The organism is Massilia timonae, assembly GCF_001866515.1.
GTDB classification, from domain to species: domain Bacteria; phylum Pseudomonadota; class Gammaproteobacteria; order Burkholderiales; family Burkholderiaceae_D; genus Telluria; species Telluria timonae.
Map to the genome: position 1 here is coordinate 1784584 of NZ_JRYB01000001.1, position 26951 is coordinate 1811534.

Annotated in this window: 15 protein-coding genes; 10 read left to right on the forward strand and 5 right to left on the reverse strand. The window is 65.7% G+C overall.

The features are described 5' to 3' along the window. Window positions 1-65: 65 nt before the first annotated feature. From LO55_RS07800 to LO55_RS07810, 3 genes are all read right to left on the reverse strand, one after another. Window positions 66-1952, reverse strand: coding sequence for a DUF885 domain-containing protein (locus LO55_RS07800; RefSeq protein WP_071361047.1), 1887 nt, complete (start codon window positions 1950-1952; stop codon window positions 66-68). 138 nt (window positions 1953-2090) lie between these two features. Continuing rightward, window positions 2091-6230 carry a DEAD/DEAH box helicase gene (locus LO55_RS07805; RefSeq protein WP_071361048.1) on the reverse strand — a complete coding sequence of 1380 codons (4140 nt, stop codon included), beginning with the start codon at window positions 6228-6230 and terminating at the stop codon, window positions 2091-2093. Then, entirely contained in the window at window positions 6227-8158 is a 1932-nt protein-coding gene (locus tag LO55_RS07810; protein WP_071361049.1) for a S9 family peptidase, read from the reverse strand. The genes LO55_RS07805 and LO55_RS07810 overlap by 4 nt, the downstream gene beginning before the upstream one ends. Window positions 8159-8250: 92 nt before the next feature. On the opposite strand from LO55_RS07810, the gene hemE reads away from it, so the two are divergent. Next, complete coding sequence (gene hemE / locus LO55_RS07815) at window positions 8251-9333, forward strand: uroporphyrinogen decarboxylase (protein ID WP_071361050.1); 1083 nt, start codon at window positions 8251-8253, stop codon at window positions 9331-9333. A gap of 544 nt (window positions 9334-9877) precedes the next feature. Then, a complete protein-coding gene (locus LO55_RS07820) occupies window positions 9878-11902 on the forward strand; it encodes a primosomal protein N' (protein ID WP_071361051.1) in 2025 nt (674 codons plus the stop codon). Between the two features lies 1 nt (window position 11903). Here the strand turns inward: LO55_RS07820 and LO55_RS07825 are convergent, their stop codons facing one another. Next, window positions 11904-12491 carry a PEP-CTERM sorting domain-containing protein gene (locus tag LO55_RS07825; protein WP_071361052.1) on the reverse strand — a complete coding sequence of 196 codons (588 nt, stop codon included), beginning with the start codon at window positions 12489-12491 and terminating at the stop codon, window positions 11904-11906. Between the two features lie 265 nt (window positions 12492-12756). Here LO55_RS07825 and LO55_RS07830 point away from each other — a divergent pair, with 265 nt between their 5' ends. After that, the gene (locus tag LO55_RS07830; RefSeq protein ID WP_071361053.1) at window positions 12757-14196 is read left to right on the forward strand and encodes a dihydrolipoyl dehydrogenase; all 1440 of its coding nucleotides are present in this window, start codon (window positions 12757-12759) and stop codon (window positions 14194-14196) included. 44 nt (window positions 14197-14240) lie between these two features. On the opposite strand, the gene LO55_RS07835 is transcribed toward LO55_RS07830, so the two are convergent. Beyond that, window positions 14241-14726, reverse strand: a complete 486-nt coding sequence (locus LO55_RS07835) for an SRPBCC family protein (RefSeq protein WP_071361054.1) — start codon at window positions 14724-14726, stop codon at window positions 14241-14243. A 218-nt stretch (window positions 14727-14944) separates the two neighbouring features. On the opposite strand from LO55_RS07835, the gene LO55_RS07840 reads away from it, so the two are divergent. The 7 genes from LO55_RS07840 to LO55_RS07870 all read left to right on the forward strand — a co-directional run bounded on the left by LO55_RS07840 (window position 14945) and on the right by LO55_RS07870 (window position 26909). Then, window positions 14945-17014 (forward strand): UvrD-helicase domain-containing protein, encoded by a 2070-nt coding sequence (locus LO55_RS07840; RefSeq protein ID WP_071361055.1) that lies wholly within the window; start codon window positions 14945-14947, stop codon window positions 17012-17014. A gap of 177 nt (window positions 17015-17191) precedes the next feature. Next, window positions 17192-19348 (forward strand): DUF4214 domain-containing protein, encoded by a 2157-nt coding sequence (locus tag LO55_RS07845; RefSeq protein ID WP_005664420.1) that lies wholly within the window; start codon window positions 17192-17194, stop codon window positions 19346-19348. 48 nt (window positions 19349-19396) lie between these two features. After that, a complete protein-coding gene (locus LO55_RS07850; RefSeq protein WP_005664422.1) occupies window positions 19397-19600 on the forward strand; it encodes a SlyX family protein in 204 nt (67 codons plus the stop codon). A gap of 187 nt (window positions 19601-19787) precedes the next feature. Then, entirely contained in the window at window positions 19788-21935 is a 2148-nt protein-coding gene (locus LO55_RS07855; RefSeq protein ID WP_071363712.1) for a M3 family metallopeptidase, read from the forward strand. 91 nt (window positions 21936-22026) lie between these two features. After that, a complete protein-coding gene (locus tag LO55_RS07860) occupies window positions 22027-24150 on the forward strand; it encodes a M3 family metallopeptidase (RefSeq protein ID WP_071361056.1) in 2124 nt (707 codons plus the stop codon). 67 nt (window positions 24151-24217) lie between these two features. Further along, window positions 24218-26377, forward strand: coding sequence for a M3 family metallopeptidase (locus LO55_RS07865; protein ID WP_071361057.1), 2160 nt, complete (start codon window positions 24218-24220; stop codon window positions 26375-26377). 247 nt (window positions 26378-26624) lie between these two features. Further along, the gene (locus tag LO55_RS07870) at window positions 26625-26909 is read left to right on the forward strand and encodes a DUF4404 family protein (RefSeq protein ID WP_005664429.1); all 285 of its coding nucleotides are present in this window, start codon (window positions 26625-26627) and stop codon (window positions 26907-26909) included. The last annotated feature ends 42 nt before the right edge of the window (window positions 26910-26951 follow it).

The window sequence follows — 26951 nt, forward strand, 5'->3', positions numbered from 1 at the left end:
CAAGCGGGCGTGGGAGCACGCCGCTTGTGCGTTTTTGCACGGCCTGGACAGCCATGCGGAGCGGGTTACTGCATCAGTTCCGAGATCATCTTGACCGGCGCATTGCCGTAGCTGAGGAACTGGTCGTGGAATTCCTTCAGCTTGAAGCGCTCGCCCAGCTGCTGCTTGCGGCGTTCGCGTAGTTCCATGATCTGGTGGTAGCCGCTGAAGTAGCTGGTCAGCTGCACCGAGGTCAGGGTCACGCGGCGCCATTTTTCGTCGGCTTCCTGGCGCGTCTGGAAGGCCTGGCGGGTGAGCAGGTCGATCGCCGCCTCTTGCCCCATGCCGTTCACGTGCACGCTGTAGTCGAGGATGGTGTTGGTCACGCTGCGCAGGTTCCATTTCGAGTACATCAGCCACATCTCGGGCGCGTTGTCGCCGTAGCCCGATTCGAGCATCATGCGCTCGCCATACACGGCCCAGCCTTCGACCATGGCGCCATTGCCGAACAGCGACTTGATCAGGGAAGGCGAGCGGTTGGCGTGCACCAGTTGCGCATAGTGGCCGGGGATCGCTTCGTGGATGTTCAGGATCTGGAGGATCCACTCGTTGTACTCGCGCAGGCTGCTCTCGGCCTGTTGCGGCGTAAGGTTGTCCATCGGCGTGACGTTGTAATACGTCTTGTCCTTCGAGCGGTAAGGGCCCGGCGCGTCGATGCTGGCGCCGGCCACGCCGCGCTGGTACATCGGCGTTTCGCGCACCTCGAGCGGCTTGCTCGGGTCCAGCGTCAACAGGTCGTGCTTGATCACCCAGTCCTGCAGGAGCGGGATCTGGCGCCGGATCTCGGCGAAGAAGTTCTCGCGTGCGACGTGGCGGCTCGATAACTTGTCGATCATCATGCCGATCTTCTGGAAGCGGTCCTGCGGCTTGGCGACGCCCGCCATATAGCGCGGCCACAGCTCGTCCGAGATGCGGTCCATGTTCGACAGCAGTTCCTCGCGCGTGACCAAGGCCTTGCGGAAGGTCTCTTCGGCGCTGGAGGACGACTGGATGTCGAGCGCGAACTTCTGCTCGTACAGCGCCTTGCCGGCGCGGAAGGGACGCGCCTTGCCGTTGGCCGCCTGGCGCTGCTCGACACCGTTCAAAAAGTCGACGTAACCCAGCACCGCGCTGCCGGCGTTGGCGATGCGCTGGGCGAAGATCGCCTTCTCTTGCGGCGTCAGGATCGATTCCTCGGCCGCCTTGCCCAGGTCGGCCAGCACGGCCAGCGTGCCCGGCGCCTGGCCGATCGCGAGCTGGGTGTGCTCGCGCGTCGGGTTGGTGATGGACGCCTGCGCCGCCGCGTAATAGTCGGGCACGTCGGCCAGGCGCTTGAGGATGGTGCGCAGGCGCTGCGGCTTGGCCGCGTAGTCGGTGTTCAGGATCAGGTCGAGCGGCGCGGCGACGTTGTACTGCGATGGGTTCCACTCGTGTTCGCGCCAGGTGGTGAGGCGCCAGCGGTCCTTCTCCAGCTTGTTGACCAGGAGGGCCAGGTCGGTGCGGTAGCGCGGCGACAGCTGCTTGGGATCAAGCTTGCCGAATTTTTCCAGCCACTCGTTGGCGAAGGCGAGCTGTTTCGCGCGCGTGTCGGCGTTCGGGATGGTGAGATTCGCGGCGTGGTCGAACTTGCCGACGTAGATGCCGCCCTCGGGATCCATGCGCCACAGGGCGGTCAGGTATTGCATGCTCAGGGTCGACATGCGGCGGTCGACGCGCGTTTCCGCGGCGTTGGCGCTGGCCGCCCCCGCGGCTGCGGCGCCGGCGCCGACGGCAGCGGCGCCGACCAGGGCCTTCTTGCCCTTGCTGGAAGTCTTCTTCTTGACGACCTTCGAGGATTTCGCCTTGCCCTTGGCTGGCTTGGAAGTGGCGGCGATGGCCGGCGTCAGTGCGAAACACGCCAGCAAGGCCGCCAGCGCGATTTTCGTTTTCATCATCGTATTCAGCCCTGTAACTAAGGAGATGTCTTGCTCGCGGGAGGCGCGAAGGCGTGCAGATTAGCACTAATTGCATCATTTGCGGGCAGCTGAAACATTCCGACACGCATGAATACCAATATTGACGAATCGATAAAATCAGCGCCCGAGTCCCGCCTTGAGCATCTCCAGCATATCCCCCGGCGACATGCGCGCCGCCATCTCGGTCCCTTCCAGCAGGCTGTCGGCCAGGTCGCGCTTGTGGCGGTGCAGGTCGACGATGCCTTCCTCGATCGTGCCGCGCGCGACCAGGCGGTAGATGGTCACCGGCCGCTGCTGGCCCATGCGGTGGGCGCGATCGGACGCCTGGTCCTCGACCGCCGGGTTCCACCACGGGTCCATGTGGATCACGTAGTCGGCCGCCGTCAGGTTGATGCCAACGCCGCCCGCCTTCAGGCTGATGAGGAACAGGTCGCCCTCGCCGGCCTGGAAGGCGTCCACGCGGCGCTTGCGTTCCTGGATCGGGGTCGATCCGTCCAGGTACTGGTAGGCGATGCCCTGGGCGTCGAGATACTGGCGGATCAGGGTCAGGTGGTCGACGAACTGGCTGAACACCAGCACCTTGTGCCGGTTCTCGAGCAGGTCCGTGGTCAGGCGCGCGAAGGTCGCCAGCTTGCTGCTGGCGATGCCGGCGCCGGGCGCCACCAGCTCGGGATTGCAGCAGGCGCGGCGCAGCCGCATCATCTCGGCCAGGATCTCGATCGCCTTCTGTCCCTCGGGCGCCTCGAGCGCGGCCAGCTTGTCGAGGGCCTGGCGCCGCAGCGATTCGTACAGCGCGTTTTCCTCGGCGCTCAGTTCCACCGGGACCACGATCTCGGTGCGCGGCGGCAGCTCGGACAGCACCTGCGCCTTGGTGCGGCGCAGGATGAAGGGCGCGGTCAGGCGTCGCAGGCGCGCGCGCGCGCCTGCTTCGGCGCGTTTGTCCTGGGCTTTCTCGATCGGGCCGGCGAAACGCAGCTGGAACTGGTCGGCGCTGCCCAGCAAGCCCGGATTGATGAAGCGGAACAGGTTCCACAATTCTCCCAGGTGGTTTTCCAGCGGCGTGCCGGTGGCCGCCATGCGGAAGTCCCCCTGCAGCGCCATCACCGCCTGCGAGCGCTTGGTGTGCATGTTCTTGATCGCCTGGGCCTCGTCGAGCACGATGCTGTGCCAGCGCCGGCCCTTGAAGCGCGCCGCTTCCAGCTGCAGCAGGCCGTAGCTGACCACGACCACGTCGAACGGCCCCGCGTCGTCGACCGTGGCGGCGCGTTCGCCGGGACCGAACAGCTTCAGGTTCAGGGTCGGCGCGAAGCGCGCCGCCTCGTCGATCCAGTTCAGGCACACCGAGGTCGGCGCCACCACCAGCGCCGGGCCGTCCTTGGCGCGCGTGAGCAGCAGCGCCAGCGCCTGCAGCGTCTTGCCGAGGCCCATGTCGTCGGCCAGGCAGGCGCCCACGCCCCAATGGGCCAGGCGCGCCAGCCACTGGAAGCCTTCGATCTGATAATCGCGCAGCTCGGCCTGCAGGGTGGACGGCAGTTCGGGCAGATGCGCCGCATTGTCGGCCATGCGTTTCAGGTGCCCCTGCCAGGCCTTGTCGGCGTCGACGTGGCCGGCGTCGCGCGCCAGCTCGTCCAGCGCGAAGCTGGCCAGCGCATGGGTGCGGATGCCGTCGCCGTGCAGTTCGCCATACGCGCCCAGCTCCGTCAGGCGCCGGTGCAGCTCGTCGGACAGGGCCAGGTATTCGTTCTCGCCCAGGGCCACGAAGCGGCTGCCGCTCTCCTGGATCTTTTCCAGCAGGGTGCGCAGGTTCATCACGCGCCCTTCGTCGATGACCACGTCGCCGCTGGCCGCGAACCAGTCGCGTTCGCGCCGGATCTGCACCCGCACCGACTTCGTCGTGGCCTTCTTCGTGACCCTGAACTTTTCTCCCTCGGGCCAGGCGACCACGATGGCGTCGGCATCCAGCGCGCGCAGCTGGTCGACCAGTTCCAATGCCAGCAGCGGCTGGCCGAGCAGCCATTCGCCGTGGTCCGGCTCCGCGTGTTCGAGGGCCTGGCATTTGCCGATCAGCTGGCGCTCGGCTTCGCGCTCGGCGTTCAAGTCGCGCCGCGCTTCGGTGCGGATGCCCTCGACGTCGGCGATCACATTGGCCGCGCCTTCCCCAGGGCCGTAATAGGCGCCGTCCGGCAGGGGGCGCACCAGCAGCTGCATACGCATGCCCTGCTGGTAGGGACGCAGCAGCACGTGCAGGCGCGGGTCGGCCGGCATGGTCTCGATATCGCTGCTGCTGGCGCCGATGTCCGATTGCACGGTGACGATCGACGACACCGCCCCGATCGCGCGCAGCACGCGGCGCTCGGCCGCCATCGGCACCGTCAAGCCTGCGCCGACGATGGCGGCGATGCGTCGGTGCTCGTCCCTGACGTGCACCAGGCGCAGGCGGGTCGGCGTCTCGCGCGTGACCACGACCTCGCCGTCGCCGTCTTCCACCGGCGGATGCAGCACGATCGACACCATCTCGCCCTGTTTCTTGACCAGCAGTTCCGGCTCGCCCGGCAGCAGCTCGACCCGGGTGCCGGGCGAATCCATCCAGAACAGCAGCGGATGGCCGACCAGGGCGGCCAGCGCCTTGTGCACCTCGAGCTCGAAACGGATGCCGCTGCCGGCGTAGTAGCGGCGGCCGGCGATCGCGTTCACCGCCTGCAGGTCTTGCGCGGTGAGGAAGTCGAGCGCGGCGCCTTCCTCGGCCAGGCGTTTCAGGCCCATGGCGCGGCCGCGGCTCCAGCCGCCTTGCGCGTCGCGCTTCTGCTCGCGCGGCTCCAGCTCCTGCACCCCCAGGTGCGGGTCGTAGCGGATCAGCCAGACCAGGCGCGACTCGCGGACGTTTTCCACGTTCGCCGCCGGCTGCAGGTTGATCAGGGCGTTCAGCTGGCGTTCCCACGGTTCCTCGCGCGCGAACCAGCCGGTCATGTCGGGCAAGCGGTGCCTGCGTCGCAGTTCACTGGCGCGCGCTTCGTGGGCCAGGTGGCCGGCCTGGCCCATCTGCGCCAGCACGCCGGCCAGCTGGGCCGACCACAGGTCGAAGCCGGCCGCCTCGGATTGCAGCAGCATGTCTTCCAGCCGTGCGCGCTGGTCGTTCAATGCGGGCAGGGCCAGCCAGTGATGGATCAGGGCGCGGAACACGGTCGGTTCCAGCGACAACTCCCAGCTGCGCGTGCCGAACAGCGCGGCGTCGACGGTGCCGCGCTGGATCTCGTGCAGCATGCCGAGCTGGAACCAGACCGCGTTGTCGGGCCGCTGCACCGCGCGCGTCTCGATCTCGAGCCAGGCATCGGCCAGCTTGCGGTAAGCCGGATCGCTGCTGCGCAGCAGGGCGGCCATCGCGATGTGCGCGCAGTGGCCGTCGAACACGGCCTTGCGCTTGCCGGTTTCGCGCCTCAACTGCTTGAGGGAGGCGTCGATCCCGGCCAGGCCGCTATCCAGATCGTCGCGCAGCACCTGCACCACGCTGCGCAGGAACAGGCCGGGCGAATCGCCTGTTTCGTTCACCAGCGACAAGGCGTCATCCAGGCGCCCGCACAGGATGTAGTGCTCGCCCAGCGAGCGGCGCAGCGGACTTTCCGGGCTGCTGCGCGCCACCAGTCGCTCGGCGTACTCGCGTACCGCTGGCGCAAGCGCCGGTTCGCTGCGCGCATGCATGACCAGGATGTGCAGGATGCCTTCGCGCAGGCGCGGGTGGATGCGCTCCATCATGCCTGGCGCGAACGGGCGCGCGCAGACGTCGACCAGCGGATGCAGGTAGCTCGCCTCGTGGCAGCGCTGGCAGGCGTCCAGCAGGGGGGAAACGACGTCGTGTTCCTGTCCGGTCAGCAGGGCGATGCGCAGCAGGGCCAGGCCCTGGCGGTAGCTGCGCAGCATCAGGTTGCCCTGCCAGTCGCGGCGCACGGTCGAGACCTGGCCATAGGCGGCGGCCACGCTGTCGAACAGGCCATCGTCGAGGGCCGCGTCCAGCACCGGCCAGGACAGCTCGGGCGCGATGGCGGCGCCGCGCTCGCCCATCTCGACCACCAGCCGCCGCTCGCGCAGGCGCGCCAGTTCATCGACCCATTGCGCGATCGGCAGCGCCACCCCCAGCGCCCGCATATGCTCCAGGATGCGCTGGCGGCCCATCGGTTCGCCCGCGATCGCCAGCACGACCAGCAGCGCCCGTTCTTCCGCCGTGCAGGCGGCCAGGCGCGCGTTCACATCGTCAGTCGTCATGCGAGGTTGTCGATCTCCACCGCCGGCAGGCCGTCCGGCACCGGGATGCCGAACACGCGCAGATAGAAGTACAACTCCGCTTCCAGCGTGCGCACCACGCTGTCCGCCTTGCGGAAGCCATGGCCTTCGCCTTCGAGCGTCAGGTAGGCCACCGGCAGCTTGCGCGCGCGCAGCGCCTCGACCACGCTCTCGGACTGCTGCGGCGGCACCACCTTGTCGTCCAGGCCCTGGAAGAAGATCATCGGCCGCCGCAGTTTATCGGTATGGTGGATCGGCGAGCGCTCGCGGTACACCGCCGCGGCGGTTTCCGGCGGCGCGATCAGGTACTGGTTGTAGTGCGACTCGAACTTGTGCGAGTCGGCGTCCAGGCCGGCCAGGTCGGACACGCCGTAGTAGCTGGCGCCGGCCTTGAAGACGTCGTGGAAGCCGAGCGCCGACAGCACGGTCAGGCCGCCGGCGCTGCTGCCGCGGATCAAGAGGCGTTCGGGATCGACGATGCCCTGCGCCGCCAGGTGGCGCGCGCCGGCCACGCAATCCTCGACGTCGACCACGCCCCATTGATGCTTGAGCAGGTTGCGGTAGGCGCGCCCGAAGCCGGTGCTGCCGCCATAGTTCACGTCGAGCACGGCGAAGCCGCGGCTGGTCCAGTATTGGGTGGACAGCTTCAGGGTGCTGGCCGCCATGCCGGTCGGGCCACCGTGGCCGATCACGATCAGCGGCGGCAGTTCGCCCGCCGGGGGCGCGTGGTCGGCATTGGTCGGCGCGTAATAGAAGGCGTGGGCGGTGCGACCATTCGCACTCGGATAATCGATCGCCAGCGGCACCGACAGGTAGCCGGTGGCCGGCAGTTGCGGGATCGAATGGGCCAGCACCTCGCTGCTGTTGTTGGCCAGGTCGATCCGCGCCAGTTCCGGCGCGATGGTCGGCGCGCCGCCCAGCACGGCCACGACGTCGCCCTGCACCCGCAGCTCGCGGATCTCTTCATACGGCGACTCGAGCGGCAGCAGCTTGCCGCCCGACAGGCGCGCCAGATAGCTGACGCCTTGTTCGACGTAGGCGCACACGATCTCGTCCTCGGAACGGAAGCCGTACAGCGAACCGCCGAAACTCCAGTGCGGGCCGCCGAATTCGGCATCGACCGGGCACAGCGCATGCACCACGCCGTGGTCGTAGCGGTACAGGTTCCACCAGCCGCTGCGGTCCGACACGAAGTGCAGCACGCCGCCGGGCGACCACTCGGGCTGGCAGATCGATTCGTCAAGGCCGCCCGCGACCAGGCGGCCGTTCACCAGCGTCCCATCGGCGGCCACGTCGGCCAGCCACAGTTCCGTGCCTTCCCACGGCATGCGCGGATGGTCCCAGCACAGCCAGGCCAGCTGGCGGCCATCGGGCGACAGGCGCGGCGCCGCATAGAAGTCGTTGCCGTCCACGAGCACGGTCTCGACACCGTCGAAGCCGACCGCGGCCAGCGTATTGACGGGGTGGGCGGCGCCGGCCGAATGGTCCTCGCGTACCGCGACCAGGCGCTGGCGCGCGCCGTCGAGCACGAAGTCGGCGAAGCGGTGGCCCGTGCCCTCGGCGCTCACGGCGACCGGCTGTCCGCCGATCTCGACCCGGTACAGGCGGTTGTCCACATGGTGCGAGAACCAGGCCACGCCGCCCGCCAGCAGGCAGGCGCCGCCGCCGTATTCATGGACGCGGCTGCGCACATTGAAGGGCGCCGGCGTCAGCTCGCGCGTGCCGGCGGCGTCGTGCAGCATGAGCGTCGTGCGTCCGCCCTCGCTGGCGCGGCCTTCGAGCCAACCCAGGCGCGGACCGTCGAGCATCGTTTGGGACAACGGCACCGCGCCGGCCGCGACCACCGCGGCGCTGATCGGGGAGGGCCAGGCGCCGCAAGGCAAAGGATGTTTGCTGGTGGCAATCGTCATGATCCGGACTCTTTCCTTGGTGGGGGCGCCTATTATAGTGTTCGCCCAAGAATGCGATAATAGCCGTTTCTTTACCAACGCCATTGTCAGCCATGCCACAATTTGCCCCGCTCCAGAACGACACCTTCCTGCGTGCGCTGTTGCGCCAGCCAACCGACTACACCCCGGTATGGCTGATGCGGCAGGCAGGCCGCTACCTGCCGGAATACCGCGCCACCCGCGCGCGCGCCGGCTCGTTCCTGGGGTTGGCGAAGAATCCCGACTACGCCACCGAAGTCACGCTGCAGCCGATCGACCGCTATCCGCTGGACGCGTCGATCCTGTTCTCGGACATCCTGACGGTGCCGGACGCGATGGGCCTGGGCCTGTATTTCGCCGACGGCGAAGGCCCGAAGTTCGAGCGTCCGCTGCGCAGCGAGGCCGAAGTCAACGCCCTGGCCGTGCCCGACATGGCGTCGCTCGACTATGTGTTCAAGGCGGTGACCTCGATCCGCACCGCGCTGAACGGCCGCGTGCCGCTGATCGGTTTCTCGGGCAGCCCATGGACGCTGGCCTGCTACATGGTCGAAGGCGGCGGCTCGCGTGAATTCCATACGGTCAAGAAGATGCTGTACAGCCGTCCGGACCTGATGCACCGCATCCTGGACATCAATGCGCAGGCCGTGACCCAGTACCTGAATGCCCAGATCGACGCCGGCGCCCAGGCCGTGATGATCTTCGATTCCTGGGGCGGGGCGCTGGCCGACGGCGCCTACCAGGAATTCTCGCTGGAGTACATGCGCAAGATCGTCGCCGGCCTGAAGCGCGAACACGACGGCGTGCGCATCCCGGCCATCGTCTTCACCAAGGGCGGCGGCATCTGGCTGGACGAGATGGCCGACATCGGCGCCGACGCGCTGGGCCTGGACTGGACCATGAACCTGGGGCGCGCGCGCAAGCTGGTGGGCGACCGCGTGGCGCTGCAGGGCAACCTCGATCCGGCCATCCTGTTCGCCGAACCGGACCAGATCCGCGCCGAAGTCGAGCGCTCGCTCGCCGCCTACGGCGCGCCGTCGAGCGGCCATGGCCACGTGTTCAACCTGGGCCACGGCATCTCGCAATTCACGCCGCCGGAATCGGTCAGCGCCATGGTCGACGCCGTGCACAGCTTCAGCCGCAAGCAGCGCGCCGCCTGAGTCATCCTCCGGACTGGCGGCCCTCTTGACAAGGCCGCCAGTCACCCCCTCACTTGTTCACAACTTCCTAAAAGCGGGTAAAAATTCCTGTGGACATCTCAGCATCTTCTGAATCAACGTAAAACGATGATTTATAAGTGTTTTTTGCTTGAGGGTAGTGCTGAGTGCGTCCTGCACCACAAGGTTGTCCAGTAGAATTCAGCCAATTTTGGCTCTTGTTCACAAAGTTATCAACAGACGTTTTAGCAATGGGGAAAAGTGCTTGGTTTACCGGGACTTAGCGTGCTTCTTCAAGTATTGCCTTAGGTTTGTGATGCAACGCAGCGAGTTTTCCACCTCCGCCACCCCAGTTATGCACAACGCGGAAAAAGCCCTCGAGCTTGTTAACAGGTGTCAGGGTGAATATGCAAGTCATTGATTCATAAGAAAAAAATTCTCTTGAATTTGAGAATTATCGATTGCGACTTGATCTAACGTAAACCTTTGATGGGGTCAAGTCCCACGCTATTCACAAAGTTTTCCACAGATTTGCACAGGGCCCAGATTGTCAACCAGCACCGATAGCACGCATTGCTTCCTCGAAGTCGTGCTCGATACACCGCTGAACAGCAGTTTCGACTACCGCTGGCCATGCCGGCCGGGCGAAGAACCGCTGCCCGGCCAGCTGGCGCTGGTGCCGTTCGCGCGCCGCGAGGTCATGGCGCTGATCGTGGCGGTCAAGTTCGAGACCGATGTCGCGCCCGAAAAACTGAAGGATGCGCTGGCCGTACGCAGCCAGCTGTCCCCGTTGCCGGAGCGCTGGATCGCCCTCGCGCGCTTCGCCGCCGACTACTACCAGCGTCCGCTGGGCGAGGTGGCGCTGCCCGGCCTGCCCAAGAACCTGCGGGTGCCCAAGACGGTGGCGCTGGACCGGGCCCTGAAAAAACTGGCCAAGCTCGACCAGGCACAAGATGCGACGGCGGTCGACATGCCGGTGCTGAACCCCGCCCAGCAGGAGGCGGCCGACGCGATCGGCGGCGCCGACGGCTTCACGCCGCTGCTGCTGTGGGGCGTGACCGGCAGCGGCAAGACCGAGGTCTACCTGCAGGCTTGCGCCCGGGTGCTCGCGCGCGACCCGCAGGCGCAGATCCTGATCATGGTCCCCGAGATCAACCTGACGCCCCAGCTCGAAGGGAATATCCGGGCCCGCTTCCCGGGCATGATGCTGGCCACCCTGCACAGCAGCCTGTCCGAGGGCGAGCGCATGCTGCACTGGCTGGCCGGGCACACAGGCCAGGCGCGCATCGTGCTCGGCACCCGGCTGGCGATCCTGGCCTCGCTGCCGAACCTGCGGCTGATCGTGATCGACGAAGAGCACGACCCTTCGTACAAGCAGCAGGAAGGCTTGCGCTATTCGGCGCGCGACCTGGCCGTGTGGCGCGCGCACCAGCTGGGAATCCCGATCGTGCTCGGCTCGGCCACGCCGTCGCTCGAATCGTGGCATCACGCGCGCTCGGGACGCTACCGGCGGCTGGACCTGCGCGAGCGCGCCGTGCGCGACGCCGTGCTGCCGAAAGTCAGGCTGGTGGACATGGAACGCGACCGTCCGCGCGACGGGCTGACGAGCGAGGTGCTGGCGGCCCTGCGCGGGCGGCTGGAGCGCGGCGAGCAGTCGCTCCTGTTCCTGAACCGGCGCGGCTACGCCCCGGTGATCTGTTGCGACGCCTGCGGCTGGATCAGCAACTGCACCCGCTGCACCGCCTTCATGGTGCTGCACAAGCCCGAGCACCGGCTGCGCTGCCACCACTGCAGCCTGGAGTTGCGCATTCCCCGCTCCTGCCCAACTTGCGGCAACGTGGACCTGCAGCCGCTGGGACGCGGCACCCAGCGCGTGGAAGAGGGATTGCAAGCGATGTTTCCCGAGGCGCGCATCCTGCGCATCGACGCCGACTCCACGCGCCTGAAGGGCAGCGCGCAAGCCGCCTTCGACAGCGTGCACCGGGGCGAGGTGGACATCCTGATCGGCACGCAGATGGTCGCCAAGGGCCACGACTTCAAGAAGCTGACCCTGGTCGGGATCCTGAACCCCGACACCGCCCTGTTCTCGCAGGATTACCGCGCCAGCGAGCGCCTGTTCGCCCAGCTGATGCAGGTGGCGGGGCGGGCCGGCCGCGCCGGCGCGCCGTCCGAGGTGCTGGTGCAGACGCGGTATGCGCAGCATCCGCTGTACGGCGCGGTGATGCGCCACGATTACGAACGTTTCGCCGGCCAGCTGCTCGAAGAGCGCAGGGAAGCAGGCCTGCCGCCCTTCATGTACCAGGCCTTGCTGCGGGCCGAGGCGAAGGAGCTGCCGATCGCGATCGCATTCCTGGAAGCGGCGCGCGACTGCCTGCCCAGCGACGCCATCCTGATCAACGACCCGATCCCGATGACGATGACGCGGGTCCACAACGTGGACCGCGCCCAGCTGCTGGTCGAGTCCAGCTCGCGGCCCGCGCTGCAGGCCTTCCTGCGGGTCTGGGTCGATCAGCTGCGGGCGATGAAGTCGCGCGTGAAGTGGTCGCTCGAGGTCGACCCGCTCGACATTTAAGTCAAACCGCAGCCCTGGCGCCGCTGCGGCGGCGCTTGGCATAGCCCATCAGCGCCAGGCCGGCGCCGAGCAGCAGGCCGGTGGCCGGTTCGGGCACTTCGCCAGGTTCTTCCCCGGCCGCCGGTTCCACATTGAAGGTGATGGTGCCGAAGTCCCACTGGCCGTCCACTCCCAGCAGATCGTCCCAGTCTTCGAAGAATTCCAGGCGCAGGATGCCGTCGACGCCGACTTCGAACGCCAGGCCCAGGTCGACCAGGTCGGCGAACCCCGAGTAGCTCAGGGTGCCCGGGAACCACTCCGCGATGCCCGGCGTGAAGAACACGCCTTCGGTCTGCTTGGAATTTTCGAAAGCGACGACCATGTCCGCCAGCCAGCTCGGCGAATCGGCGGTCAGGGTGAAATCGTAGGCGATGCTGGTGACGAGCGAGTTGGCGCCGATGTCGAGCAGGACGACCGTGTTGTCGGCGTCGCCGCGCAGTCCATAGCTCTGGACGCCGGTGACATCGAAGGTGATCGGCGCGGCGAACAGCGACGACGAGGCGAACAGCGACAAGCTGACAAGCAGTTTCTTGAAGGTAGCAAGTTTCATGACGATCTCCCTGGTTGTGGAATTCACCGATGAGCAACAAGCGTGCCGGGGCACGTGGCTTCTTGCAATCAACTGATTTCTAAGGAGAAATTAATAAAGTATGGCTGCGATACCGGAGGGTATGTAAAGTTGCTCGACATGCAATATGAATACGGCGCCGGATGCGGCGCCGATCCGGCGCATGCGGCAGGGCCGGATTCGTCACCGGCAGCGGCAAAATAGCGTATCGTTTTGCCTGTCATTAGCGCAGCAGCGGAGACCAGCAATGAAACAACTGAACGTGGACGTCGCCGTCATCGGCACCGGCACCGCCGGCATGACCGCCTACCGCGCCGCCAAGGCGCAAGGGGCGCGCACGGTGGTGATCGAGAGCGGCCAGTACGGCACCACCTGCGCCCGGGTCGGCTGCATGCCGAGCAAGCTCCTGATCGCGGCGGCCGAGGCGTCCCACGTGATCGACACCTGCGCGCCATTCGGCGTGCATGCCGGTGAAAAACGCATCGACGGCCGCGCCGTGATGGACCGGGTCAAGCGCGAACGCGACCGCTTCGTCGGCTTCGTGCTCGAAGGCGTGGAGGCGATGCCGGTGCAAGACCGCCTGCAGGGCCGCGCGCGCTTCACCGGCCCCTGCACGCTGGTGGTCGACGACCACACCGAGATCCAGGCCGGCCGCATCGTGATCGCCACCGGCTCCACGCCGCTGCGCCTGCCGCAACTCGAGAACGTCGGCCCCGGCGTCGTCACCAGCGACGACGTGTTCTATTGGGACGACCTGCCGCGCTCGGTGGCCGTGATCGGCACCGGCGTCATCGGTCTCGAACTGGGCCAGGCCATGGCGCGGCTCGGCGTGCGCGTGCGTTTCTACGCGCGCGGCGGCAGCATCGCCAACATCACCGATCCGGAAGTGCTGCGCTGCGCGGGACGGGTCTTGATGGAAGAACTCGACATCGCCTTCCAGACCGAGGTGGTCGGGGCCGTGCAAGAGGGTGACGAGGTGGCGCTGACGGTGCGCGATGCGCTGGGCAAGGAAAGCACCGAGCGCTTCCAGTACGTGTTGATGACGGCCGGCCGCACGCCGAACGTGCACGACCTGGGACTGGAGCATACGGGGCTGGAGCGCGGGCCGGACGGCATCCCCGTGTTCGATGCGCGCACCATGCAGTGCGGCACCAGCAACATCTTCATCGCGGGCGACGCCAACAACGAACGCCCGCTGCTGCACGACGCGGCCGACCACGGCAAGATCGCCGGCGACAACGCGGGCCGCTACCCGGACGTGCGTCCGGGCCTGCGCCGCGCGCCGATCGCGGTCGCCTTCACCGAGCCGAACATCGCCACCCTGGGCAAGAACTACAAGGCCCTGTGCGCCGGCGGCCAGCGCAAGTTCGCGGTCGGCAGCGTGTCGTTCGCCAACCAGGGCCGCAGCCGGGTCATGTTGCAGAACAAGGGGATGTTGCGGGTGTATGCCGAGTATGGCACCCGGCTGTTCCTGGGCGCCGAGATGATCGCGCCGCGCGCCGAACATTTGGCCCATCTGCTGTCATGGGCATTCCAGATGCGCCTGACGGTCGACCAGATGCTCGAGATGCCGTTCTACCACCCGGTGATCGAGGAGGGCGTGCGCACCGCGCTGCGCGACCTGGCCGCCAACCTCTCCAAGGGCGAGAGCCAGACCGATGCGGCCGATACCGAGCCCGGCACCTAACGCAGGATGGAAGGCTGCGCCCTCCACGCGGTCGGCGCAGCGAATTAATTCAGCAACGCAGTGTTCAGCTTGCCTTCGCTGGCGAGCTTGCGCAGGATGCGCACCGTGTCGAGGTCGGCTTCTTCATATGCCGACTTCTTGAACTCGTCATACATCGCATTGGCCGGATCGACGTGCTCGCCGGTGCCGTCGTCGTAGCAAAAACGCACCAGCAGCATGGCGTTGGTCGGCGCTTCGATGATCATGCGCAGGCTCGAGGCCGCGATCTCGCCCTGGGCCGGCACCTCATAGCGCACTTCCTGCAGCGGGGTCAGGAAAACCTGGTCTTCGATCACCAGGTCGCCGAAGGTCAGGCGGCGGCGGAAAGCGCCCGCCTCGCGCTCGACGATCTCGCTGGCGTCCAGGTGCGGAATGAACATCTTCGGGTCCTCGGCGCGCAGGACCAGGCCATGCCAGACCTGCTCGCGGGTGAGGGTGTCGATCAGCGGGTTCATCGGGTCGTTGATTTCTACGAGATGTTCGAATTTCATAGGGCGTATGTCCAGAAAATAGAGCCGCAGCGGAGCAAACCGCAAAGGACGCATGTTACTCGATTGCGCGCCCGCGTGTCCGGGGCGTCCGATCGGCCCATCCCGGCCGGTGTTGCAATCCGCAGTGTGTTGCAATCCGGTATATGCGGCGCGCGCCATCGCCCGCTGGGCCCGCCAGATTGTTACAATCGCTGCCTGTCCCTCCAGAAATAATTCCCATGTCCAATGCACCAAGATTCGGCCTCAACGGGCCGCAGAGCGAAGCCGCGCTATACCTCGACGGCCCATGCCTGGTGCTGGCCGGCGCCGGCTCGGGCAAGACCCGCGTGATCACGCAAAAGATCGCCTACATGATCGAGCATTGCGGCTACGATCCGCGCACCATCGCCGCCCTGACCTTCACCAACAAGGCGGCGCTCGAGATGCAGGAGCGCATCGGCAAGCTGCTCAAGCAGCCCAAGCAAGCCAAACAATTGACCGTGTCCACCTTCCACTCGCTGGGCGTCAAGATCCTGCGCCAGGAAGCGGCCGGGGTGGGCCTGAAGGACAAGTTCTCGATCATGGACAGCGACGATTGCTACACCATCGTGTCGAGCCTGGCCCTGACCACGGACAAGCAGGAAATCCGCGGCATCCAGAACGCGATCTCGCTGTGGAAGAACGGCCTGGTCGACCCGGAAGACGCGATCAAGGCGGCGCGCGACGAGGACGAGGCCCTGGCCGGACGGGTCTACCGCAGCTACGTGGCGACCCTGCAGGCTTACCAGGCGGTCGACTTCGACGACCTGATCCGCCTGCCGGTGGAACTGTTTCGCAATAACGAACCGATCCGCGACCGCTGGCAGCGGCGCCTGCGCTATCTGCTGATGGACGAATACCAGGACACCAATACCTGCCAGTACGAGCTGGTCAAGCTGCTGGTGACGGGCCTGGGCAAGAAGCCGATGTTCACGGCGGTCGGCGACGACGACCAGGCGATCTATGCCTGGCGCGGCGCCTCGGTCGAAAACCTCAAGACGCTGGGCGACGATTTCCCCGACCTGAAGGTGATCAAGCTCGAGCAGAACTACCGCTCCACCACCCGCATCCTGCAGGCGGCCAACGCCGTCATCGGCAACAACCCGAAGCTGTTCGAGAAGTCGCTGTGGTCCGAGCACGGCCTGGGCGAGCCGATCAAGGTGCTGGGCATGCAGAACGACGACCAGGAAGCCGACCAGGTCGCGATCATGATCTCGGCCGACCACTTCCAGCGCAAGAACAAATGGACGGACTACGCGATCCTGTACCGCGGCAACCACCAGGCGCGCGTGATCGAACAGGCGCTGCGCAAGGAGCGCATTCCCTACACGATGTCCGGCGGCCAGAGCTTTTTTGACAAGGCGGAGATCAAGGACATCATCGCCTACCTGCGCCTGATCGCCAACCAGGACGACGACCCGGCCTTCATCCGCGCCGTGACGACGCCCAAGCGCGGCGTCGGCATGGCCACGCTGGAAGTGCTGGGCGAGTTTTCCAAGCAGTGGAACTGCTCGCTGTTCGAGGCGGCGAGAAAGGGCGGTATCGAGGCCAAGCTGGCCGAGCGCCAGCTGGGGCCGCTACGCGACTTCTGCCACTTCATCGCCGAGCTGGAAGACCGCGCCACCCGGCCGGGGCCATCGGGCAGCGGCGACCATGCGGCCGAGGTGCTCGACGACATGATGAAGGAGATGAACTACGAGCACTACCTGTACGAAAACTTCGACGACCGCGCAGCCCAGGGCAAGTGGCAGAACGTGCTCGAGTTCACCAACTGGCTGAAAGACCGCGGCCGTGGCGGACGCGACCGCGATGGCGAGGAAAAGAACCTGCTCGAATTGACCCAGATGGTGGCCCTGATGTCGATGCTCGAGGGAGCCGACGAGGAACAGGATGCCGTGCGCATGTCGACCCTGCACGCCTCCAAGGGACTGGAATATCCGCACGTCTACCTGGTCGGGGTGGAAGAGGGCATCTTGCCGCACAAGGGCGATCCGGACGCGTCGGTCGAGTCGATCGCGGCGCGCATCCAGGAAGAGCGCCGCCTGATGTATGTGGGCATCACGCGCGCCCAGCGCACGCTGCACGTGAGCTGGTGCAAGCGCAGGAAACGAGCGGGCGAACTGGTCAATTGCGATCCCTCGCGCTTCATCAAGGAGATGGCGCTGGACGTGGGCGAAGCGGCGCCGATGGAAAGCGAAATCCTGAGTCCCAAGGAAAGATTGGCGAACCTGAAAGCCTTGTTGGCAACACCTAGACCGGTTCCTGAATAAGTTGGAAATTGAACGTTGCGCGTAAGCCTTGGCGGATCGACAAGACCTGCGCACGATTGAAATCGCATTTGACTTCGACTGTCGAGCAAGAAATACTTGCCCGAATGCGAGTTTTTCGATAGCTAAAGTTCCACGGCAATTGCTGTGTGGCAAGCGCAACGTTTTTTATTCCGATTCATGGCCACCGTTTCCGATATCACCGACACCCCGCTCTCGGGCTTGAACCACATCGACGCCCTGCTGGACAAGGGGCCCGACTGGAATTACCTCAGCAATTCCAACGCCAACGTCCTGTTCTACACCTTCTCGACGGCGTCGGGCAACGAAACCGGCAAGACCGGCCAGGAAGCGTTCAGCGCCGCCCAGCAGGCGGCAACCCGCGCCGCCTTCACCTATCTGCAGCAAATTACCGGCATCGAATTTCGCGAGACGGGATCCGGGACGGCGGCCCAGATTCACCTGGCGAACATCGATCTCGAGGGCCAGTACACGACCGGCCTGTGCAGCTGGCAGGCCGGCTACCGCGCGACCTCGAACGGCGCGCTGACCGAGTACACGGCCAACGCCTATGTGTACCTGGACAACGCCGAGTGGCGCCACATCACCGAGAACCTGACGGCGGGCACCCAGGGCTATGAAACCCTGTTGCACGAGCTGGGCCACGCCTTGGGCCTGAAGCATTCTTTCCGCGAGGGTGTGGCAGGCGAGATCGTTTTGCCCGGCAACGAAAACAATACCAGCAACACGCTGATGTCCTACGACTCCCTCGGCGGCTGGCACAGCACCTACAGTCCCTATGACATCGCCGCCTTCAACTGGCTGTACGGTGGCGACGGCCTGCGCGGAGAGCTCGGTCTCAACGGCAGCGGCGGTCGCTATATCACCGGCAGCTATAAGGACGACGTCCTGGTGGGCACCCAATTCAACGACACTTTGCAAGGTAATGGAGGCAACGACATGATCGACGGCGGAGCAGGAATCGATACGGTGGTCTACAACGGCAACCGCAACAGCTATACCTTCGGCACCCTGGCCGATGGCGGACTAGCGGTCTCGGGAGCGGAGGGAACGGATACCCTGCGCAATATCGACTGGCTGCAGTTTGCCGACATGAAGGTCGAGCGCGCCAACGTGGTGAGCTCGGACACGGTGGCCCCGGCGGCGCCGGTGATGGCGATCACCCAGAATGGGCTGCTGTATGCGAACAGCAACCGGCCGCTCATCAATGGCACTGCGGAAGCGAATGCCACCATCAAGGTCTATATCGGCGACCGCCTGATCGCCACCGCCACCGCCGACGCCAATGGCTTGTGGAATGCCCGGGCCACGGAAACGCTGGCGGATGGCTTCAACTACCAGGCATTCGCGACCGCGACTGACGCGGCGGGCAATGTGTCGGCGAACAGTGCGGTAGTGCCTTTCCACGTGGACGCCACGGCGCCATCCGTCCCGACGGTGAGCGCGACGCTGGCCGCCGGCGGCAACCGTCCGGTGTTCACCGGCACCGGCGATGCCGGCACCACGATCGAGCTGTATCGCGACAGCGACTTTACCAAGATCGGCAGCGCGGTCGTCGGCGCCGACGGCAAGTGGGTGCTGAACTCGCATCCACTGCCCAATGGTAATTACAATGTTGTCGTCACCTCGCTCGATGCCGCGGGTAATGCGCGCGCCGGACAAGCCACCGTCAGCCTGGCGATCAACAACAACGGTTACCAGGCCGGCACCGCCAATGGCGACACCATCACCATCAATCCTGGCAGCACCGCGGTGGACGCGGGCGCCGGCATCGATACCGTCGTGTTCAACGGCAACCGCGCGGACTACAGGCTGCGCGACGAGACCTGGGGCTTCTCGGCGACTGCCGCCAACGGTGAAGTGGACGGCCTGTTCAATGTCGAGCGGATCAAGTTCAACGATGGCTACAAGGCGATCGACATCGACGGCGCGGCCGGCGAAGTGTTCCGCCTCTACCAGGCCATCTTCGACCGTGCGCCTGACCTCGGCGGCATGGGCTATTGGCTGCACCGCCGGGATACGGGAACCGAGCTGATGCAGATTGCCAAGGAGTTCATGAGCATTACGGCGCCGGACGGCACCATCGAATTCGAGACGCTGTACGGAAAGAACTTGAGCAATGAACAATTCATTGTCGAGCTGTATGACAATGTGCTGAACCGCGCTCCCGATGCCGGCGGCCAGGCCTACTGGCTGCAGCAGATCCAGCTGCACAGCCGCGAGCAGATCCTCATGGCGTTCAGCGAGAGCCCGGAAAACAAGGTGAACGTGGTCGAGCTGATCGCCCAGGGCATCGACTACGTGCCTTTCGCCTGATCGGGCGGCGGCAAGGCTGGCATAATGCCGGCTTTGCCGGAGTCCGCCATGACCCAGGAAGACCGCTTCGTCAGTCTCGAAATCAAGCTCGCCCAGCAGGAAGACCTGTTGGACGAGCTGAACAAGACCATCTACCGCCAGGATCGCCGCATCGACCAGCTCGAGGCGATGGTCGCCAAGCTGGCCGACCACGTGCGCACCCTGCGCGACGCCGGCCAGGCGCCCCTCAACGAACGTCCACCGCATTACTGACGCCGCGCCGCATGGCCGGCCTGGCCATGCATACATGTCTTTACGCGCGTAAGTACGGGACGTGTTTCCTGATACATTGCAATACTTTTTAATTGTGACGGTGGGCATGCAAGCCTGCTATGATCTTCAGCGCACTGCCGTCGAGCTAGCCCCGACGGCGCCTTCCCTAGTGTTCGCGAAAGACCTCATGACCCGTCCACAACTGCTCATCATCGCAGCCAGCGTGGCGCTGGCGCATGCAACCGCAATTGCCGCCCCCGCCGCTCCCGCGCTCGACGCCTCCAACCCCTTCGCCCAGCCCAGCAGCCTGCCGCTGAACTACCCGGCCTTCGACAAGATCAAGGACGCGCACTTCCTGCCCGCCTTCAATGCCGGCATGCGCGAAGAACTGCGCGAAGTCGAAGCGATCGCGGGCGACAAGGCCGCGCCTACTTTCGAGAACACCATCGTGGCGCTGGAACGTTCCGGCCAGCTGCTGGCGCGTGTGTACGCGACCTTCTCGAACCTGCAGGGCGCCAACACCAACGACACGCTGGACGCGGTCGACCGCGAGATGTCGCCCAAGCTGGCGGCCCACTCCGACGCCATCCACCTGAACCCGAAACTGTTCGCGCGCGTGAAAGCGCTGCACGACAAGCGCGATACGCTGGGCCTGGACGCCGAGTCGGTCCACCTGCTCGAGCGCTATTACAAGGAATTCGTGCGCGCCGGCGCCAACCTGTCCAAGGCCGACCAGGCCAAGCTGAAGAAATTCAATGGCGAGATCGCCTCGCTGCAGTCGGACTTCCAGCAGCGCGTGCTCAAGGGCGCCAATGCCGCGGCCCTGATCGTGAACACCCGCGCCGAACTGGCCGGCATGAGCGATGCGCAGATCAGCGCCGCCGCCGACGAAGCGGCCAAGCGCGGCCAGAAGGGCAAGTTCGCGATCCCGATCGTGAACACCTCGAGCCAGCCGGCCCTGTCGTTTTTGACCTCCCGCGCCACCCGCGAGCGCCTGATGAAGGCGTCGCTGGAACGCGGCACCCATGGCGGCCAGTTCGACACCACGAAGCAGGTGCTGCGCCTGGCCAAGCTGCGCGCCGAGCGCGCCGTGCTGCTGGGTTACCCGAACTTCGCGGCCTATTCGCAGGAACTGGAAACCGCGCGCAACCCGGCCGCCGTCAACAAGCTGCTGGGCGACCTGGCCGCGCCTGCCGTCAACAACGCCAAGAAGGAAGCCGCCGAGATCCAGAAGGTGATCGACAAAGAAGGCGGCAAGTACCAGGTCGCGGCCTGGGACTGGCCGATGTACCAGGACAAGGTGCGCGCCGCGACCTTCAACTTCGACGAGAGCCAGCTGCGCCCTTACTTCGAATTGAACCGTGTGCTGGTCGACGGCGTGTTCTTCGCCGCCACCAAGGAATTCGGCATCACCTTCAAGCAGCGTACCGACCTGCCGGTATACAACCCGGACGTGACCGTGTACGACATCTTCGACGTCGACGGCAAGCCGCTGGCGATCTTCATCTTCGACCCCTATGCCCGCGGCAACAAGCAGGGTGGCGCCTGGATGAACGAATACGTCTCGCAGTCGCACCTGCTGGGTCACAAGCCGGTGATCGGCAACCACCTGAACATCCCCAAGCCGCCGAAGGGCGAGCCGACCCTGCTGACCTACGATGAAGTGGTCACCACCTTCCACGAGTTCGGCCACGCGCTGCACGGCATGTTCTCGGACGTGAAGTATCCGAAGTTCTCGGGCACTAACGTGCCGCGCGACTTCGTCGAGTATCCGTCGCAGGTCAACGAGATGTGGGTGACCTGGCCCGAGGTGCTGGCCAACTACGCCAAGCACCACCAGACCGGCGCGCCGATGCCGAAGGACTTGCTGGACAAGGTGGTCGCCTCGAAGAAGTTCGCCCAGGGCTACCGCACCACCGAATACCTGGCCGCGGCGCTGCTCGACCAGCGCTGGCACCAGCTGACCCCGAGCCAGATCCCGACCGACGTGCTGTCGTTCGAAGCCAAGGCGCTGCAGGATGCCGGCGTGGCCTATCCGCCAGTGCCGCCGCGCTACCGCACCGGTTACTTCTCGCACTCGATGGGCGGCGGCTATTCGGCCGGCTACTACGCCTACCTGTGGAGCGAGCGTCTCGACGCCGAGACCGTCAAGTGGTTCACCGAAAGCGGCGGCCTGACCCGCAAGAACGGCGATCACTTCCGCAAGACCCTGCTGTCGCGCGGCGGCACGGCGGAAGCGATGGACCTGTTCCGCGACTTCCGCGGCCGCGATCCGGAAATCGGACCGCTGCTCGAGCGCCGCGGCCTGGTCGAGACCAAGCCCTCCAGCAACTGATATCGCGCCGCCCTCATTCGCTGTCACGAGCAGCGGGTGAGGGCGGCGTGCTATTTGCAGTACTTCTTTCCCACAACGCACAAGAGACACAATGAACCGTCCACAAATGCTGCTGATCGCAGCCAGCGTCGCCATGGCCACCTTCTCCTTCGCCCAACCCGCCGCCGCGGCCCTGGAGGCCTCGAATCCGTTCGCCAAGCCGAGCACCCTGCAGTACGGCTACCCGGCTTTCGACAAGATCCGGAACGAGCACTTCGCGCCGGCCTTCGCCGAAGGCATGCGCCTGGAAGCGCTCGAGGTCGCGAAGATCGCCGACAACAAGGCCGCGCCGACCTTCGAGAACACGATCGTGGCGATGGAACGTTCGGGCGAACTGCTGACGCGCGTGCGCTCGGTGTTCTCCGCCCTGACCGGTTCGTACACCAACGACACCCTGCAGGCGCTGCAAAAAGACCTGGCGCCGAAGTTCGCCGCCCACGGCGATGCGATCCGCCTGAACCCGAAGCTGTTCGCGCGCATCAAGACCCTGCACGACAAACGCGATTCGCTGGGCCTGGACGCCGAATCGAAGTTCCTGCTCGAGCGCTACTACAAGGACTTCGTGCGTTCCGGCGCGAGCCTGGCAGATGCCGACAAGGCCAAGCTGAAAGGCTACAACGCCCAGCTGGCGGCACTGCAGACCCAGTTCAGCCAGAACGTGCTGCGTGAAGTGAACGCCTCGGCCTTCGTGGTCGACACCCGCGAAGAGCTGGCCGGCCTGCCGGAAAAAGCAATCGAAGCGGCCGCCGTGGAAGCGAAGAAGCGCGGCCTGGACGGCAAGTTCGTGATCCCGGTGGTGAACACCACGCAGCAGCCGGCGATGGCGCAGCTGAGCGTGCGCGGCACCCGTGAGAAGCTCTTGACCACCTCGATGATCCGCGGCGCCCGCGGCGGCGAATTCGACAACCGCAACGTCGTGCTGCAGCTGGCCAAGCTGCGCGCCGAGCGCGCCGAACTGCTGGGCTACGACAGCTACGCCGCCTATTCGCTGGAAGACCAGACCGCCAAGGACACCGCCTCGGTCAACAAGCTGCTGGGCGACCTGACCGCGCCGGCCGTGCGCAACGCCAAGAAAGAGGCTGCCGAGATCCAGCAGGTGATCGATGCCGAAAAAGGCGGTTTCCAGGTGGGAGCCCAGGACTGGAGCTACTACAGCGACAAGGTGCGCACCGCCAAGTACGCCTTCGACGCCAACCAGCTCAAGCCATACTTCGAGTTCAACAACGTGCTGGAGAAGGGCGCCTTCTTCGCCGCCAACCAGCTGTGGGGCATCACCTTCAAGCAGCGCACCGACCTGCCGACCTATGATCCGGACGTGCGCGTGTACGACGTGTTCGAGGAAAACGGCGAGCACCTGGCGATCTTCGTGATCGACCCGTATGCGCGTTCGAACAAGCGCGGCGGCGCCTGGATGAGCTCCCTGGTCGACCAGAGCTTCCTGCTGAACCAGAAGCCGGTCATCACCAACAACCTCAACCTGACCAAGCCGGCCGCCGGCGAACCGACCCTGCTCACCTGGGACGAAGTGCGCACGACCTTCCACGAGCTGGGCCACGCCACCCACGGCTGGTTCTCGAAGGTGAAGTACCCGCGCTTCTCGGGCACCAGCGTGCCGCGCGACTACGTCGAGCTGCCGTCGCAGGTCTACGAGATGTGGATGGCCTGGCCTGAAGTGCTGGCCAACTACGCCAAGCACTACCAGACCGGCGCGCCGATGCCGAAAGAGCTGCTGGACAAGCTGCGCGCCGCCCAGCGCTTCAACGAAGGCTACCGCACCACCGAGTACCTGGCGGCCGCGGTGCTGGACCAGAAATGGCACCAGCTGGGTTCGAAGCAGATGCCGAGCGACGTGATCGCCTTCGAGCAGCAGGCGCTGAAGGACGCCGGCCTCGATTTCGCGCCGGTGCCGCCGCGCTACCGCAGCACTTACTTCTCGCACGCCATGGGCGGCGGTTACTCGGCCGGCTACTACAGCTACCTGTGGGCCGAGCGCCTGGACGCCGATGCCGGCGAGTGGTTCAAGGAAAACGGCGGCCTGCTGCGCAAGAACGGCGACGTGTTCCGCCAGAAGGTGCTGTCCAGGGGCGGCACCATGGACGCGGTCGAGATGTACCGCGACTTCCGGGGCCGTGACCCGGTCATCGAGCCGCTGCTGGAACGCCGCGGCCTGAACTAAGCCGCCCGGCAAGCCGGCCCCGCGCCGGCTTCCTTCCGCACTACCTTCACAACGAGAAGCAAACAATATGAAACGTACCCACTTCCTGCTGGCCGCCGCCGTGAGCGCAGCCGTCCTGAACATCGCCCACGCCGCGCCAGCCGCGCCAGCGGCAGCGGCCAGCGCCGCGTCGGCCAGGTTCGACGCCTCGAACCCGTTCGCGAAAGAGAGCGCGCTGCCGTTCAACTACCCGGCCTGGGACAAGATCCGCAACGAGCACTTCGCGCCGGCCTACGAAGAAGGCATGCGCCAGCACGCGCTCGAGATCGAGAAGATCGCCAACAACAAGGCCGCGCCGACCTTCGAGAACACGATCGTCGCGATGGAGCGCTCGGGCCGCATGCTGGCGCGCGTGAGCACCGCCTTCGGCACCCTGTCGGGCTCCTACACCAACGACACCCTGATCGCCCTGGGCCGCGAGATGGCGCCGAAGCTGTCGCAGCACAGCGACGCGATCCGCCTGAACGCCAAGCTGTACCAGCGCATCAAGACCCTGTACGACAAGCGCGACAGCCTCAAGCTGGACGCCGAATCGGCCTACCTGCTGGACCGCTACAACAATGACTTCGAGCGCGCCGGCGCCAAGCTGTCCGAAGCGGACAAGGTCAAGCTGAAGGAATACAACAGCAAGCTGGCCGCCCTGCAGACCCAGTTCGCCCAGAACACGCTGAAGGAAGCCAATGCATCGGCGCTGGTGGTCGACACCCGCGCCGAGCTGGCCGGCATGAGCGACAAGGCGATCGACGCCGCCGCGCTTGAGGCCAAAAAGCGCGGCCTGGACGGCAAGTTCGTGATCCCGGTCGTGAACACCACCCAGCAGGCGGCCCTGTCGGTATTGACCAACCGCGACACCCGCGCCAAGCTGCTGTCGGCCTCGATGGCGCGCGGCAGCCGCGGCGGCGAGTTCGACACCCGCCAGATCGTCCTGCAGATTGCCAAGCTGCGCGCCGAGCGCGCCGTGCTGCTGGGCTACCCGAACCACGCCGCCTACAACCTGGAAGAGCAGACCGCGAAGACCACCGACGCCGTCAACGCCTTGCTGGGCGAACTGGCCACGCCTGCCGTCAACAACGCCAGGAAAGAGGCGGCCGACATCCAGAAGGTGATCGATGCCGAAAAAGGTGGCTTCAAGGCCGCCGCCCATGACTGGGCCTTCTACAGCGACAAGGTGCGCGCCCAGCGCTACGCTTTCGATGCCGGCCAGCTGCGCCCGTACTTCGAACTGAACCGCGTGCTGGTCGACGGCGTGTTCTTCGCCGCCAACAAGGAATTCGGCCTGACCTTCAAGGAGCGCAAGGACCTGCCGGGCTACAACGAAGACGTGCGCATGTTCGACGTGTTCGACGCCGACGGCAAGCAGCTGGCGATCTTCACCTTCGATCCGTACGCGCGCTCGAACAAGCGCGGCGGCGCCTGGGCCAACGCCTGGGTCCCTCAGAGCAAGCTGCTGGGTACCAAGCCGGTCATCGCCAACAACCTGAACGTGACCAAGCCGGCCGCCGGCGAGCCGACGCTCTTGACCTACGACGAAGTGCGCACCACCTTCCACGAGTTCGGCCACGCGCTGCATGGCATGTTCTCGGACGTGCAGTACCCGCGTTTCTCGGGTTCGCGCGTGCCGCGCGACTACGTCGAGTTCCCGTCGCAGGTGAACGAGATGTGGATGGCCTGGCCCGAAGTGCTGGCCAACTACGCCAAGCACTACCAGACCGGCGAGCCGATGCCGAAGGAATTGCTGGACAAGGTCCAGGCCTCGTCGCAGTTCAACGAAGGCTTCCGCACCACCGAGTACCTGGCCGCGGCGCTGCTGGACCAGGCCTGGCACCAGCTGGCCCCGAACCAGATCCCGCAGGACGTGCTGGCCTTCGAGGCTGAGGCGCTCAAGAAGGCCGGCGTCGACTTCGCCCTGGTGCCGCCGCGCTACCGCAGCACCTACTTCTCGCACACCTTCTCTGGCGGCTACTCGGCCGGCTACTATGGCTACCTGTGGGCCGAGAAGCTGGACGCCGACACCGTCGAATGGTTCAAGGCCAACGGCGGCCTGACCCGCAAGAACGGCGACCACTTCCGCAAGACCCTGCTGTCGCGCGGCGGCACGCTGGATGCGATGCAGATGTACCGCAACTTCCGCGGCAAGGATGCGGACATCAAGCCGCTGCTGGAGCGTCGTGGCTTGACCGGCGAGTGATGGTGCCGGCGCCGGTCGCGGTGACGCGACCGGTAGCCATGCAAACACTTGGGCTCCCGCCTTCGCGGGAGCGACGTTGTTTGAGGGTGGGGTAGAGTTGACTGCGACTCTTTAACCGATAACTCAAGCACGTCGCTCCCGCGGAGGCGGGAGCCCAAGTCCATTGCAGACCACCAGCGCGTACAGCCGTGTTCCTTCTCCCGCCCCCATGGCTTACAATGAAATCGAGCCAACACCGGAGAACACGATGCAATCCGAACACGATGCCGACCTGAAGGCACGCCTGAAAGCCCTGCACCGCGAACTGCAAGAGACGGGCGACACCGATGTCGAACTGGAAACGCTGCTGCGCCAGCTCGATGGCGACATCGAGAAAGTGCTGGAGCGCCGCGCCGAGCAGCAGCTCGACGCCAACACCTACGGCCTGGGTTCGCGCACCCAGGAACTGGCGGCGCGCTTCGCCGCCCGCCACCCGCGCGTCGAGTCCGGCCTGCGCGAACTGGGCCAAATCCTGTCGAATATGGGTATCTAATGCGAGCCTACCGCGGCAGGTGGGAGTCGCTCCTGGCGCGCC